Genomic DNA, 14,902 nt, shown 5'->3' on the forward strand with positions numbered 1-14,902 from the left:
AATCTAAAGCAAATCGACGCCATAAACCAGCGGCAGTCCAGGACTTTCCTTTCTTGTCCAGGGCAGCCGCTGCTCTGATTTTCGGGTTATTTTTTCAAGACGTGTAGCAAACATTTCCACCAATGATAGTCATCATGACCTTTGTCGAGAGCAACTCGTCTGGATCGATAGTAAACAGGTCTTTGGAATAAACAGTCATATCCGCATATTTTCCACGAGACAGCGTGCCTTTTACGTGATCTTCGTTCGTCACCTGTGCACTGCCCAATGTAAACAGATGAATCGCTTCCTCCATCGTCAGCTTTTCTTGTGGGAAGTATCCATCGTGGGTTTCCCCCGGTGCCTTGCGCGTGACGGCTGCGTGTATCCCCAACAGAGGATCGATGGGTTCTACTGGTGTATCCGAGCCCGCAGCGCAAATGATTCCATAATCCATCATCGTTTTCCAGATGTACGAGTGTTGAATCCGCTCCTGTCCTACGCGATCCATTACCCACGGGAAGTCTCCTGCGAGAAAACGCGGTTGGATATCTGCAATCCGATGAGGATGCTTCAAGCGGTCCAGCAGGTCCGGCCGCAAGATTTGTGTGTGTATGAGGCGGTCCCGGTAGGCCACTGCCGGAAACTGATCCAAGCTATCCAGCACCATCTCCAGTGCTTTGTCGCCAATGGTGTGTACAGCAATGGGCATCCCGAGTCCACGTGCTTGTCGTACCAGCTCTGTCAGCTCGTCTTGCTCATGCACAGGATAACCGCTGGTGCTCGGATCATCAGCATACGGAGCTGACAGGTAAGCCGTCCTGCGTCCTAATGCCCCATCTGCAAAAATTTTCACCGCACCGATTCGCACATGAGCGTTGCCATAACCAGCCGTCATCTTTAAGTCGCGCAGCTCATGCATATGCGGGTAGTAGACAAGCAAATTGCTGCGCAGCGCAAGCTCTTCGCCATTGATGAGCTCATCATAGAGTCGATACGTTTGCGCAAGTCCGCCCAATTCACGCAAATCCTCCGTATGCGCCCCTGTCAATCCATGCGCCATTGCATAGTGGATCGAGTTGCGCAGGCTTTGCTTCAACTGATCGTAGTCAGGTCTTGGAATATGCTTCGTAATCAGGTTGGAGGCAGTTTCCAACAACATGCCTGTTGGCTTTCCGCTCATAGGATCATGTACGATGACTCCCCCCGCAGGCACCTCCATGTCACGATGATAGCCACTTAGCTCCAATGCCTTGCTGTTGACCAAATTCGCATGTCCACATATTCGCGCCAGAAGAATCGGGCAATGTGGTGCAGCTTGATCAAGTTCTTCGATGGTAGGAATGCCGCCACCATCCGCGAACAAGTTCTCATCCCAGCCATAACCTTGTATCCACGCATTTTCAGTTGTGACTTGCGCTTTTTCTTTTAAAAGAAGCAGCAGCTCATCCTTGGAGCGAGCTTTGCTCAAATCCAGTTGCAAAAAGGTCAGACCGAGCCATCCCAAGTGCAAGTGGCTGTCAATCAATCCCGGGGTAGCGGTACAACCTTGCAGATCAATGACCGTTGCATCACCTCCGTATTGAAGAAGCATGTCTGCATCGCTGCCCAGGTCATGCACAATTCCATCTCGAACGACTAATGCTTGTACGAACAAATGCCGGGAATCTCCTGTGTAAATGCGTCCATTTCTGAAAATGGTTGTCGCCATCTCGTGACCTCTTTTCTGTTCGCTTCTGTGTTTTTCGTATGCCTCCCTTCTTAATTTGTTTGCTTGTAGTCGTTTTCCTCCCTGAAATGAAATAACGTTCAAAAAATTACGACCTTCTTTTTCACTTGGGAAAACATGGTGTTTACTCACTTTCCTGTTGAAAGCAGCAGCGGTAGGGCACGTTATGTTCATGTCCTATTTTTGCACGGAGGGAACGTATGCAACAAAAAACAAAAAAACGCCTTCCACCCTTCCTTCCCATACAGGAGTCCACTGGTCTGAAAATGTCGCACCATGAGCCTTCTCACCAAAAGTCATCAGGTCGTCTGGACAATCAAGCCAAGCTGCTGCTCCTGGTCAACGCTGTGTTTATTGCCGCTGGCGCCCTTTCTGGCACGTTTGTAAACGTCTATTTGTGGAAGGTAAAAAGTCAATTTGCCCCGATCGCTTGGTTTACTTTTTCCGCTCATCTCGCGGGTGCGCTTACTTTCTGGCTTGCGGGCTGGTACGTGAAGCGTCTGAACAAAATGAATGTCCTGCGCGCTGGCATGGCCGTTTCTGCCCTTTTTTATTTGCTCGTTCTTCTGGCAGGTCCCAAAGCTGTCTCTTATGCTGTACCGCTTGGGCTCGTTCAGGGTATGGCGAATGGATTTTTTTGGCTGTCCTTCAACGTGGTGTACTTCGAAATCACGAATGCGGATAACCGCGACCTTTTCAACGGTACGGCAGGGCTGCTCGCTTCACTTGGCGGCATGCTCGCTCCATGGATATCGGGCTTGCTCATTACACGGCTTCCGGGCAACAGCGGCTACTCCCTTATTTTCGGGATTTCTCTTGCGCTATTTGTCGTCGGCGTGTTCATCAGCTTTTTTCTGAAAAAACGCCAATCGGAAGGGACTTATTCCTGGAGCTTTTCCTTACGTTGTTTGCGAGAGGAGCGCGAGTGGCGCTGGGCAGCAGGGGCTTTAGCTGGTCAAGGACTGCGTGAAGGTGTATTCGGCTTTGTGATTGGTCTACTCGTCTACATTGCCACGAAAAGCGAGATGACTCTCGGCAACTACTGGCTGACTACATCTGCCGTCGGACTTGTGAGCTACTTCCTGATCTCCAAATGGTTCACTCCCCGCTTTCGCAAGTGGGGAATGCTCACTGGTTCTGTCATCATGTGGGGGATTCTCTTCGTATTTTTTTGGCAGGTGAGCTTTACAACACTGCTTATTTTCGGGATTGCCGTGTCCATTGCTTATCCACTGTTTTCAGTGCCCATGCTTTCCACGATTTTTGATCTGATTGGCACGAACGAAGAGAGCGCCCGCAATCGAGTCGAGTATGTCGTGCTGCGAGAGTTCGCTCTGGACGTTGGTCGGCTGGTGGGGATTTTGATCTTTCTGCTGGTAACGTCTTTGAGCGTCTCTCCTCTTACGCTGAATTGGTTGATTTTGTGTATCGGAATCGGCCCACTCATCGCATGGTTTTGCATGACCAAGCTATTCCGTCACGTTCCTGCTGCTAAAAAAGCAGATAATTGAACGAAGCGTGCACCCAGGAGAAAACAAAACCCGCTTCGGCTGACTTGCCTGGCGGGTTTTAGCAACAAAAAACCTTTCCCACTCGGAGGCTAGCTCCCACAGGAAAGGTTGCGCTGGTTTTTTGGATTATGATTGGGCTACTTTTTCTTTCGCTTTCGTTACGATGTGGTGACCGAGCGGCAAGCCGCGCTGCTCCAGCTCATCAGCTGTCACAATATGGAGCGTCTCACTTTTACACGGCATGGGCATCAATCCGCCCAATGGACTCATCACTCTTCCGATCGTGTCTGTCTCAATGAGCACGTACAGGCCTTTTTCCTCCAATTGTTGCATGAATTCTCCCCAACGCTTGGAAGTAATTTGATCGGCGTGCTTGGTGAATATGACACCCATTTCTTGTGCTAGCATGTAAAATCTCCTTTGTTCTATCCGTCAAATATATGCTTCAAAAGATAATCTAACAATACAGGGAAACCTCCCTTCTGGCAAAATCCGTGTAAGCCAAAAAAACACGAAAAACGGTTGTTTTTGACCGCTTTTCGTTTCAGGAATCTCACATCTTCCTCGCACACACCGTTTCAACGCGGCACGCTGTTTTTTGCCGCTTGCTTTTGAAAAAGAGGCCTATTTTTGCCGATTTCCTGAGTAATTCTCATATCTTGCCCATCATGTACCTGCATTTCCTCGATTTAGAAGCTCGCTGCCAGCTCCACATGCAGCAATCGGGCAAAAGGAACCCAGTGAATCTCGGAGCCTGCCCGAAGCTTGAGGCGTCTCGCCGCTTGATCAATATGGATAATGTGGGCAGACAGGCGTCGCGGCTCTCGCCCGTCATAATAGGTTAGCGTCAGGATACTCTCTGTCTGAAACGCCTGCCATACCAGCTCGCTCAAGGCGCTGAGCTGCTCTTGATCCAGCTCGGGTGGTACATAGCGGCGCTCTTCTTCCTTGATCCGCAAATACATTTCCCGATGCTCCGGCAGCACAAACCGACTGGCCACGAATACATTTTCCTTTTTGGACACGCGTTTTTCCCTCATTGCTTGTTCTCTCCTCGCTGTTCATATCGGGTCCATAAATGGACGAGCTCCTGACACTCTGCCCGCAATACCTCAATCGTATAGATCGCTTCTCGCATATACCCGCGTTGTCGATAGTGGACGACATACATATGTCCCTGACGTCGTGAACTGACGACTGTGCACCCTCTTTGCCGCAGAATGCGACGCAGCTGGTGATGCTGCCGCTCCGCCCACCGCGAGAGCTCATTGAACATCATCTGATAAGAAAACTTCAACGGCACAATCCGCATCTGCCCCAGATCGGCCATGACCGCCCGAAACAAAATGCCAAATAAAATATACTGGCGTATCAATTCCTGTTCGTCAGACACCATCGGCTCCGTCACTTGTAGTGTCCTCCGATCTTACGTGCGCGCTCTTTCGCCTGTCCTGCTTCCAATACAGAGGTGGCGCGCAGGATGGCGTCCTGACCGTATCGGGTCCGGATATCATCCATGGCTTGTGCCAACGAACGCCGCTTGTGATTGTCCGTGAACAGATTGAGTTGCACCACGTTGTCAGGGACAAGCTGCCCCAGATTGACCCCGATACTGCGGACGGGCGTTTCCTGCCAGTGGCGGTCAAACAGAAAGCAGGCCGCTTCGTACAAAGTCATGGCATCATTCGTCTGCTCCGTGAGCTTCATCTGCCGTCCAAAGCCCGTTCCAGCAGCCAAATCAGCTCCACGACAGCCCACAGACAGAACGGAGCCCATCAGCTCCTTTTTCCGCGCCCGACGGCACACTTCTTCGCACAGCTCTAAAAGCACCACTTTGATTTCCGCTGCTGTATGGTAATCCCGCGGCAACGTCATGTGATGACCGATCCCTTTTTGTGAATCATAGGAATCCAAAGCCACAGGTGAATCGTCGATTCCGTGAGCCGTGCGCCACAGCACTTCCCCGTTTACTCCCCAATGCCGGGTGAGGATGGCTGGCCTCATATCTGCAAGCTGTCCGATCTGATAGACGCCCATTCGATGAAAATGACGCTTCATGCGTGAGCCTACGCCGAACAGCTTTTCAATCGGAAGCTTCCAGAGCGTATCCGCTAACGTTTCCCGCTTGAGCCAAAAAACGCCTTCTTCCCGTTTCTTGGCGAAATTGTCGCAGGCCATCTTGGCCAATACCTTGTTCTCCCCGATGCCTACCCGACAGTTGATTCCTGTCTCCATCCAGACGCGCTGCCGAATCTGTGCAGCCATCTGCATCGGATCACCAAACAGGTGGACGCTGCCTGTCACGTCGAGAAACTGCTCGTCGATCGAGTACGGCTCCACCTTGTCGGTAAATGCCTCGAATATGCGAGTGATTTGCATGGAGATGCGAATGTACATCTCCATGCGCGGACGAACAACGACGAGCTGGCGACACTTTTGCTGCGCCTGCCACAGCGCTTCGGCCGCGACCACTCCGTATGACTTGGCAATCGGACACGCTGCCAGCACGACTCCACTGCGCCGCTCCGGATCACCCGCGACGACAATCGGTTTGTTTCGCAGCTCTGGATTGGCCCCTTTCTCGATACTGGCATAAAAGCTCTGCATGTCGATCAAAAACACGATCCGCTTGTTCGCATTGGACATACGATCATCCCCTAAATAAGAACTTATGTTCTCTAGTTGCTTTGTTCTTATTATAGCAAACAAACGTTCGCTTTTATGCCTGTCTCGCGCAAAAAAAAGCTAGTAATTATTTCCTCCCGGATAAGCACACGTTGGTAGGTGTTCCGCAAGCGAAAGCGAATCCAATAAAGGGTTACTTTTTCACGACAGGAATCCAAATTTCGCTTCGGAAGGTTGGGGATGAAGTATCTTTATTTTCGTTCCACAAAATCTCCGGACCCTCAGCCTGTTCATAACCGGAGGATAAAAACCATTCCGAATAAATGCGGGCCCAGACATCTTGCAGCGTATCGGGAAAAGGACCCACTGCTTCGAAGACCGCCCAGGTGGAAGCAGCAACTTCAAGTACTGCCAGGTTGTCTGGATAAGCTTTTGTAGTGGCTACGCCGATATAATGATCAAGCTCGCCATATTCCAGTCGACCTTCTGAAAAGTTCGTGGACGCACTGATCAGTCCTAGTGGTTCGATATCGGATAGCGACTTCAGCTGCTGGATCGTCTCCCTATCTAATGAAGCCCACATAGCCGCAATCTCTGGATTGACTCCACGATAAATCAGCGGGACTCTTTTTTTCAGACCCACAATACGAAATGCCTCTTTTTCTTCCATGCGGTAGTTCATGGCACTGCCTCCTTTTATGGATAGATGAAAGGTCATTCGTGGATAAGCCTTCAAGGGTTGGCCGATATGTCTGGCTTCTGTCGGAGTGACTCCATGCACATTCTGAAAAGCTCTGGCAAAGGAATCAGCCGATCCGTATCCGTATTTGATCGCAATGTCAATGACCCGCTCGTTGCTGTCCGCAAGCTCAAAAGCTGCAAGCGTAATGCGTCGACGCCGGATGTACTCGGATAGCGGAACACCAGCGAGAAAAGAAAACATTCTTTTGAAGTGATACTCGGAGCAGCAAGCTACCCGGGCGATTTCTTTATAGTCAATCTCGCTGGTCAAATTGTCTTCGATGTAGTCCAGAGCCTCATTCAGCTTTACAAGCAAATCCATGGTAATGACCTCCCTTTCCTCCTCAGAATAGCAGATGCAAAATCGGGCGATCCGACATTTCGTGCACGATGATGACGGGTCGACCTTGTGAAAAAAACGCCTATTGAAAGGAGCTCTATCACATGACAACGACTTCCCCTCTGCTCCCCCAAATCGGAGCTATTTTTGTAGCCGTCAGCGACATCGAGCGCGCACGCGACTGGTACTGCCGTCTCTTGGGCATTCCCATAGACAGTGAAATTATGTTCGGGCATATATACTGCATTCCTTTGCAAAACGGACTGACACTCGTACTGGACAGCAAAATCTTTCCGAAGCGCACCACAGATGATGCCCCCTTGTTTCATTTCAACACACTGGATATCGAAGCCTCCTATGCCTTTCTCAAAGAGAGCGGAGTCGAAGTCGTCACCCCTATCCAGCATGGCCACTGGTTCAACTTCCGCGATCCCGACGGCAATCTGATTATGGTAAGCCAATGTTAAATGAAAGAGGAGATACTCGCATGACCATCCACTTGCGCCGAACTACACCGGCAGACATTCCTTTCGTATGCGAAGTAGAAAATGCACCAGAGAATACCCCGTTCATTATTCCGTGGAGTGCAGATCGGCACCATAACGCTCTTGGCGACCCGGACATCCTCCATATGATTGCCGAGAAAAAAGAAACAGGCCACCCCGTCGGCTACGTCATCATCGCCGGGCTGACCAATCCTCATCAAAGTATTGAACTCATGCGTATCACAATCGCAGCAAAGGGGAACGGCTACGGTCGCAACATCCTGCGTCAGATCAAGCAGTGGGCATTTATCGAGCAAAAGGCCCATCGGCTCTGGCTGGATGTAAAAGAAACGAACGACCGCGCCCGCAGCCTTTACGTATCCGAAGGGTTTCACATAGAGGGCACCTTGCGCGATTGCCTAAAAGCAGGCGATACTTACGAATCCTTGATCATTTTATCGATGCTGGCAACGGAATATGACACTTACGGGGCAAATGCGTCCGGAGTCGTGACGTAGAGCCATTTTCCATCGTTGCTCGCTCCCAGAATCGATACACTTGCTGGCAGTCCTTTCACCAGCACAGATTGTTGCTTACGATCGGCATCGAACAGGAAGAGCGACGAAACGGACTCCGCCCCTTGTTCAGCTTTTTCCCAATCAATATAAACCAAATGGTGAGTGCCTGGAATCCATACCGCTTCTGGCTTCATTTCCATCAGTTTGACGTCGCCCTTAAACACTCCTGCATTCCAATACATTTGATAGGCGCCATCCGTCGACTGAATATAGCCAGACCACGCTTCTTTGGGAACCGGTGGATTCCAGCTGATCACCTTGCCTGACTGCCAATCGTAGCGTTGACGAAGCTCTTCGAAGCTATCTTCCTCTGTTCTCATTTCAAACGTCGCGTAACGTCCACCATCCATAAAACTAACGGGCTGGACTTGCCCATTCATCTCGTCTGTTGGAACCCATCCTTTGATGACACCTGGGAGGCGCCGTTCTTTTCCAGTCTCCAAATCGTACACGATCAGATCGAGGTCCTTTTTCTGTTCGGTCTTGCCCACTGCCATCAATACATGCTTGCGATCATGGCTAAAGCTGGCTCCATGTACGTATCCATCTACCTTGACACGAATGGCAAACTCGCTTTTCGGTACTTCTGTCCCTTTCGGTGGATGAGCGAAAAAGAAGCCGCGACGATCTGCCATGAAGTCGCCTGCACCGCTGTAGTTGTCAGTCAACTCCACTGGATAAGCAGTCAGATCTTTTGTTTGTGTGTCATAAATCGAATACAGCATGGGGAAACGGGCATCGCACTCGCAATATTCTGTAAATCGCTCCAGTAGCACATACCGTTCCTCGGGGTCGATAAACTGCATGGGAGTCCTGACGGCAAAGTCCGTCATTTTCTCTTTCACCTTGCCATCGACTGAGACTCGCCAAATCTGAGACGGAGCAAACACCACCGCCGAGAAATCATTTGTATCGTCAAAGACGGTTCCCTTTACCTTCTTCGCTCCTGCTACGCTGACAACATATTCCGTCCAGCTTCTGTCCTTGGCAAGCTCAGGAATGGTAGCCAGCAATTGCAGTTGACGGTCGTGCACCCAGTGAAACGTAAAAATCGGCTCCACGAAACCCAAATCCTCTTTTTTGGTCTCTTCCTGGGCATTTTTGCGGATGGCCTCTTCGACTGTTCCACGGTTCACGGCTTCCTTAAAAAAGATAGTGTACTCCTGTGGTGCAGGTCCCACAACCGTTCTTCGAGGAGAGCGGAGCTGTGGTGCATCGTTTAGCTGTATAACCACGTCTTCTTTCATCGCCGCGTAGTCGTAAGGCAGTTCCTTTTGCTTCCATTCCTTTGTCGTTTGGCTAGTCGTATGAGATGGGCCAGTCTGAACAATCCGACTGTCCGTGGAAGTTGCTTGCGCGAAGTCGGATCCTGTCATGATAAGCAATGCGAACACAATGGACATACTCATTCCCCGAATTTTTCGCAAAGACAAAAAAACTCGCCTCGCTTCCTAGAAAAATTTACCTTACAGAGAATAGACGTCGAGAGCTTGCTTAAGGTTTCACCCCAACAAAAGAAAAAGCCTTCTCACACGCGCTTGGAACGTGGGAAGACTTTCCTTTCTTAATCGAAGACGACACCGTCGAGTACGCCCTCAATCTTCAAATAGTCACGCAGCCAGTGATACTTTTCATCGCGCCAGAAGGAGTCCTCTGCTACCAGCTTGACCGTCTCCTGTCTCGCTACCTCCAGCGCTTTGTAATCACTTAATAAATCAGCGACTTTAAACTCCGGCAAGCCGCTCTGCTTGGTTCCAAAAAAATCACCCGGTCCGCGCAATTCCAAATCGCGCTGCGACAGCTCAAATCCATCCGTCGTCTCGCACATGACACGCATCCGCTCTTTTCCAATCTCGGATTTCGGATCGGCGATCAGCACACAATATGACTGTTCAGAGCCACGTCCTACGCGCCCTCGCAATTGGTGAAGCTGAGCAAGACCAAACCGCTCCGCATCATAGATGACCATATAGGTGGCATTCGGCACATTCACACCGACCTCTACAACCGTTGTACTGACCAGGACAGCGTGCTCTGCGGCAAGAAAGGCTTGCATGACAGCATCCTTTTCTTTCGCGGGCAGTCGCCCATGCATCAGGCCTACGCCGAATTCCGGGAAAATGTGTGTGAGCTGAGCATGTACATCAATCGCATTTTGCACATCGAGCTTTTCGGATTCCTCGATAAGCGGACAAATCACGTATGCCTGTCGTCCTTTGCGCAGCTCATCCCGCATTTGCTCCAGCACAGCCGGAAACTGATCATGCTTTTTCCATGTCGTCTCAATCGGTTTGCGCCCCGCAGGCATTTGATCAATCGTAGAAACGTCCATGTCGCCAAATGCCGTAATTGCCAGTGTTCTCGGAATTGGCGTTGCAGTCATAAACAAGACATCAGGGGACAAGCCTTTATTCCGTAAAATTCGCCGCTGCTCCACACCGAATCGGTGCTGCTCGTCCGTAATCACGAGACCAAGACGAGAAAAAAAGACATCCTCCTGAATGAGGGCATGGGTACCGACTACGACATCGATTAACCCCATTTGCAGAGAGCCGATGACTTCGCGTCTACGTTTCGCCGTCAGCGAGCCCGATAAGAGCGCAACTTGAATGCCGTAATCGGATAGGAGCTTCGTCAACGACTGCACATGCTGCTCGGCGAGAATCTCCGTCGGTACCATCAACGCTCCTTGATAACCTGCTTTCACCGCAGCAATCAGCGCGATGGCGGCTACAACGGTTTTCCCCGAGCCTACGTCCCCTTGCAGCAATCGATTCATCGCATGAGGGGCCCGCATGTCGTCCAATATTTCTTTTACTACTCGTTTCTGCGCATCTGTCAGTGGGAACGGCAACCCTTTGACAAATTCCCGGACCTCTTCCATCGGAATCGCCAAAGCAACGCCTTCCGTTTGCTGCCGATTAATCTTGCGCAGTGTTTGCATTTTCAACTGGAATAAGAAAAGCTCCTCGAACATAATCCGTCGCCGCGCTTGACGGCCATCTTCCGCATTTTCAGGAAAATGAATCGAATGAAAGGCATCCTTCCGCGGCATCAATCGGTAGCGCTCCACGATATCCGCAGGAAGGATCTCAGGTATCTCCTTGCCATATTGACGCAACGCCTGTTGAATGGTTTTGCGCAGCAGTGTATGCGTCACATCCCCGCCAAGTGGATAGACAGGGGCGAGCTCGCCTCTTTTTGTCGCGCGTTCGGAGTCCACTTCTGTCATTTCGCTCACTGTGATTTGTAGCTTGTGCTTGTCCCATTTTCCCGTGACGAGTATTTCCTTGCCTGGCGACAGCCTGCTTTTGACAAACGTCTGATTGAACCAGACAGCCGTGACCACGACACGGTCCATGACAACCTTGACGGACAGTCGTGATTTTCTTTTTCCAAAAAAACGAACAGAGGGTTCGCCGTACACCGTACCTGCCAGCGTGACCCTCTCTCCGTCTTTTACTTCAGTCAAATCGCGCACACGGTAATCTTCATAGCGAGACGGGAAATACTCCAGCAAATCGCCAATGCTGTTGATTCCCAGTCCTGCAAATGCCTTCGCCCGCTCTTCCCCTACCCCGTGCAAAAGGGAGACGGGCGATTGATATGCACCAGCCATCTTACTTCTCCATCCGTACGCCGAACACTTTGGCTTCGATCATGCGACCCGTTTGCGTGGCAGCAAGACCACCCTGTGCGGTTTCCTTCAGCGTAGTCGGCATAGCGCAACCGATTCGGTACATGGCATCGATGACTTCATCTGTTGGGATTACGCTCTTGATGCCTGCCATTGCCATATCTGCGGCTACTGTCGCAATCGCTGCTCCCATCGCATTTCGTTTGACACATGGTACTTCAACCAGTCCGGCTACGGGGTCACAGACCAGACCGAGCATATTTTTCAACGCGATCGCTACTGCTTGGGCAGATTCCTCAGGCGTACCGCCAGCCATTTCTACAATCGCCGCAGCAGCCATAGCTGTTGCAGAGCCTACCTCTGCCTGGCAACCACCCGCAGCACCCGAAATAAACGCGTTATTGGCAATGCAATACCCGATAGCGCCTGCCGTGAACAAATAATTGACCATTTCCTCACGGGTCGGCTGCAGCTTGTCAGATACGGCAAACAACGTGCCTGGTACAATGCCGCATGCTCCTGCTGTAGGCGTTGCGACAATCGTGCCCATTGCTGCGTTTACTTCATTAACCGCCACAGACATCGAGACCGCATTCAAAAGTGTGGGACCGGACAAAAATGTCTTGGTCTCCATATATGTTTGCAGCTTCTTCGCATCGCCGCCCGTCAACCCGCTATGCGAGCGAATATCTTCGGTAAGCCCGCGACGCACTGCTTTTTCCATTACATCGAGGTTGGCGTACATATCTTGCATAATGGCATCCCGGCTGCGCTGGGAAACTTCCATTTCTGCTTCAATCATCACCTCGGAGATCTTCTTCCCCTGGGATTCCGCCAACTCTACTAGTTCAGCCACATTACGAAACATCTGGTTGTTCACTCCTCTAATCCTGCTCGTCCTTTTGCTTAGTTCAATGCGAGCAGGGATACGTCAAAGATATGGGGAATTTGACGAATTTCCTCCAGTACTTCCGGGGAGATCGTCGAATCCGTTTCGATTGCCATCAAAGCACGCGAACCGCGTGTATGTCGAGACACTTCCATGAGTCCCACATTAATGTTGTGCTGCGTCAGCACCTTTGCCACAGCCGCAATCATCCCGAAGCGATCTTCATGCAGAACCAAGAGCGTCGGCGTATCGAAGCCCAACTGAAAGGAAAACCCGTTCACTTCCAACACTTCGATCTTCCCGCCACCAATGGAGACACCAACGATTTCAATCTGACGCTCATCATCAGACAGCTTGATCCGCGCCGTATTCGGGTGCTCTGTCAAAACGTCAGAAGTGGACAACTCCACTTCCATGCCAGCTTTTTCTGCAATCACCAGCGAATTTTTCAGACGCAAATCCGACGTGTCAAAGTCAAGAATTCCTGCAACAGTCGCCACATCAGAACCATGTCCTTGATACGTTTTTGCAAATGAGCCGTAAAAAACAATTTCTGCTCGCAAAGGCATTCTGCCAAACAGCTTGCGAGCCACACGACCGATACGGGCTGCACCAGCCGTATGGGAGCTAGATGGTCCAACCATAATTGGACCGATAATATCAAATACGCTTTTGTACTTCAACCGGTTCTCCTCCCGAATCACAAGGGGTTCAACAAGATTCACTCTCATTGTATCCTACAGCCTTTGAAAGCGCTACAGAGGAAACTGTACGTAAAGCAATCATAACCGATTTCCGGAGGCAACATGCGGTCAAATCAGGATAAATGAAAAAACTCCCACTAAGAAGATAGGGGCGTCAACGATAGTCAAGTCGGTAATCCTCTGAGTCCCACAACCAGCGGTAAGCGTTCAAACTTCATCGATTTCATTTTATTTCTTTGGAAGTGAAATTAGGAATACCTTTACGGGATCTAGTTCACCGTCGAAATCTGCTTGAACATCATTTCCTTCGTTTGCTGTTTCTACTATTGGAATTCCATCATGATAAGGAAAGAGAATAAACTCGTTAATGATTGGTTCAAGCTCATCAAGGATTTCAATCTTTCCGCTAAAAGGGAGTTTTTCATGAATTTGAGATATAAGATTAAATTTTAGTTGGGATGCCTGCCAATCGAACCAAACATATAACAGCATTCCATGATCACTATTTGATTTTAAAATTTGCTGTTGTCTATTCTCTATTACTTTATGGAAAAAGTTCAGGAAATCAAAAACTGTAAACTGACTAGCTAACTGCATACTTAAAGAAATAGACCACATATTGGCAGAAATTTCTTTATTCAAATCATCTTTCTGAGCGCCAATAAATAGAGAGTCATACACAATATCTTCCAACTCAATAAGGAATTCGTCCTTATTCACCATAACCCCGCCTTATTTTCATAACTTTTAAATCGTTTTAATAGAACCTCTGTATAAAAAAGAAGCCCCCTGCCTCAGGGAAGCTTCTCTCCATACCAAATATGCCTTACCTATCTTTTACCATGACGATCCCGAGTAGACCGGGACCTGTATGCGTACCGATCACCGGACCAATCTGTTCCAACCAAGAATCCGTTACCGCAAACTCTTGCTTGAGTCGCTCCAAGAGCTCAGCCGCTTGATCGGGAACACTGCTGTGCAGCACAGCGATTTTCACTGGCTCGCCTTGCGCGTATTCCTGCAACGCTTCAAATACGCGATTCAGAGCTTTCTTCGTCCCTCGTACCTTGTCAAAAGCAGAGACGTACCCGGCAGGATCCAGTGTCAAAATCGGCTTGATGTTCAAGAGCGAACCGATGACAGCAGATGCTTTGCCGATTCGACCGCCTTTTTGCAGGAACTCCAGTGTATCCACAATAAAGTATACCTGCACCTCATCCAAGTAACGATCAATCTGATCCAGAATTTGCTCCTTGTTCTTGCCTGCTTGAGCGGCTTTGGCAGCCTCTACGCAGATCATTCCGTGAACAAATGAGGCTTTGCGAGAATCGATCACCGTAATGTCGATATTTTCATCCAACATCGACTTGGCGATCATCGCTGACTGATACGTACCCGATAAGGAACCCGATAAGAGTATCGCAATGATTTGCACGTCCTTGCCATATTTCTCATGGATCGCTTTGTACGCTTCAGCAAATTCAAGCGGAGACGGCTGCGAGGTTGTCGGCATCACGCTCGATTGCTTCAGCTTATCGAAAAACTCCGAAGACGAGATAGTGACCGCGTCCACATACGTTTCCGCCCCAAACATGATTTTTAACGGGACGGCCACGATCCCCAATGACTGCCTCGCAGACGCATCGATATCAGACGCACTGTCGGTAAGAATCACAATTGGCAT

15 protein-coding genes are annotated in these 14,902 nt (G+C 49.9%); 3 read left to right on the plus strand and 12 right to left on the minus strand.

The window, feature by feature from the left end:
- Positions 1–94: 94 nt before the first annotated feature.
- A complete protein-coding gene (locus M3630_RS12800) occupies positions 95–1,690 on the minus strand; it encodes an amidohydrolase (RefSeq protein ID WP_251252356.1) in 1,596 nt (531 codons plus the stop codon).
- Positions 1,691–1,908: 218 nt separating this feature from the next.
- On the opposite strand from M3630_RS12800, the gene M3630_RS12805 reads away from it, so the two are divergent.
- Positions 1,909–3,219: an MFS transporter gene (locus M3630_RS12805; RefSeq protein WP_232773303.1), complete on the plus strand. Its 1,311-nt coding sequence runs from the start codon at positions 1,909–1,911 to the stop codon at positions 3,217–3,219.
- A 126-nt stretch (positions 3,220–3,345) separates the two neighbouring features.
- Here M3630_RS12805 and M3630_RS12810 read toward each other — a convergent pair whose 3' ends face one another.
- The 5 genes from M3630_RS12810 to M3630_RS12830 all read right to left on the minus strand — a co-directional run bounded on the left by M3630_RS12810 (position 3,346) and on the right by M3630_RS12830 (position 6,907).
- A complete protein-coding gene (locus M3630_RS12810; protein WP_047068137.1) occupies positions 3,346–3,627 on the minus strand; it encodes a hypothetical protein in 282 nt (93 codons plus the stop codon).
- A 281-nt stretch (positions 3,628–3,908) separates the two neighbouring features.
- Entirely contained in the window at positions 3,909–4,259 is a 351-nt protein-coding gene (locus M3630_RS12815; protein ID WP_007728326.1) for a YolD-like family protein, read from the minus strand.
- On the minus strand, positions 4,256–4,627 hold the full coding sequence (locus M3630_RS12820) for a YhjD family protein (protein WP_251252357.1): 372 nt from the start codon (positions 4,625–4,627) through the stop codon (positions 4,256–4,258). Before M3630_RS12820 ends, M3630_RS12815 begins: the two co-directional genes overlap by 4 nt.
- Entirely contained in the window at positions 4,624–5,865 is a 1,242-nt protein-coding gene (locus M3630_RS12825) for a DNA polymerase IV (protein WP_173608113.1), read from the minus strand. Before M3630_RS12825 ends, M3630_RS12820 begins: the two co-directional genes overlap by 4 nt.
- Positions 5,866–6,037: 172 nt before the next feature.
- Positions 6,038–6,907: an AraC family transcriptional regulator gene (locus M3630_RS12830; RefSeq protein ID WP_221868411.1), complete on the minus strand. Its 870-nt coding sequence runs from the start codon at positions 6,905–6,907 to the stop codon at positions 6,038–6,040.
- A 122-nt stretch (positions 6,908–7,029) separates the two neighbouring features.
- Between M3630_RS12830 and M3630_RS12835 the strand changes: the two genes are divergently transcribed.
- Both M3630_RS12835 and M3630_RS12840 read left to right on the plus strand, forming a co-directional pair.
- Entirely contained in the window at positions 7,030–7,392 is a 363-nt protein-coding gene (locus tag M3630_RS12835) for a VOC family protein (RefSeq protein WP_251252358.1), read from the plus strand.
- A gap of 20 nt (positions 7,393–7,412) precedes the next feature.
- On the plus strand, positions 7,413–7,928 hold the full coding sequence (locus tag M3630_RS12840) for a GNAT family N-acetyltransferase (protein WP_251252359.1): 516 nt from the start codon (positions 7,413–7,415) through the stop codon (positions 7,926–7,928).
- Here M3630_RS12840 and M3630_RS12845 read toward each other — a convergent pair.
- The 6 genes from M3630_RS12845 to M3630_RS12870 form a co-directional block, all read right to left on the minus strand.
- Entirely contained in the window at positions 7,895–9,391 is a 1,497-nt protein-coding gene (locus tag M3630_RS12845) for a hypothetical protein (RefSeq protein WP_251252360.1), read from the minus strand. The two genes, M3630_RS12840 and M3630_RS12845, sit on opposite strands and share 34 nt — an antisense overlap.
- Before the next feature lie 161 nt (positions 9,392–9,552).
- Entirely contained in the window at positions 9,553–11,607 is a 2,055-nt protein-coding gene (gene recG / locus M3630_RS12850) for an ATP-dependent DNA helicase RecG (protein WP_251252361.1), read from the minus strand.
- A 1-nt stretch (position 11,608) separates the two neighbouring features.
- Positions 11,609–12,493 carry an L-serine ammonia-lyase, iron-sulfur-dependent, subunit alpha gene (gene sdaAA, locus M3630_RS12855; protein ID WP_047068155.1) on the minus strand — a complete coding sequence of 295 codons (885 nt, stop codon included), beginning with the start codon at positions 12,491–12,493 and terminating at the stop codon, positions 11,609–11,611.
- Between the two features lie 38 nt (positions 12,494–12,531).
- The gene (gene sdaAB / locus M3630_RS12860) at positions 12,532–13,197 is read right to left on the minus strand and encodes an L-serine ammonia-lyase, iron-sulfur-dependent subunit beta (protein ID WP_173608118.1); all 666 of its coding nucleotides are present in this window, start codon (positions 13,195–13,197) and stop codon (positions 12,532–12,534) included.
- Between the two features lie 249 nt (positions 13,198–13,446).
- Complete coding sequence (locus M3630_RS12865) at positions 13,447–13,941, minus strand: hypothetical protein (RefSeq protein WP_251252362.1); 495 nt, start codon at positions 13,939–13,941, stop codon at positions 13,447–13,449.
- A 103-nt stretch (positions 13,942–14,044) separates the two neighbouring features.
- The gene (locus M3630_RS12870) at positions 14,045–14,902 is read right to left on the minus strand and encodes a DegV family protein (protein ID WP_221868414.1); all 858 of its coding nucleotides are present in this window, start codon (positions 14,900–14,902) and stop codon (positions 14,045–14,047) included.

Source organism: Brevibacillus sp. MER 51, from assembly GCF_023714195.1.
Classification (GTDB): domain Bacteria; phylum Bacillota; class Bacilli; order Brevibacillales; family Brevibacillaceae; genus Brevibacillus.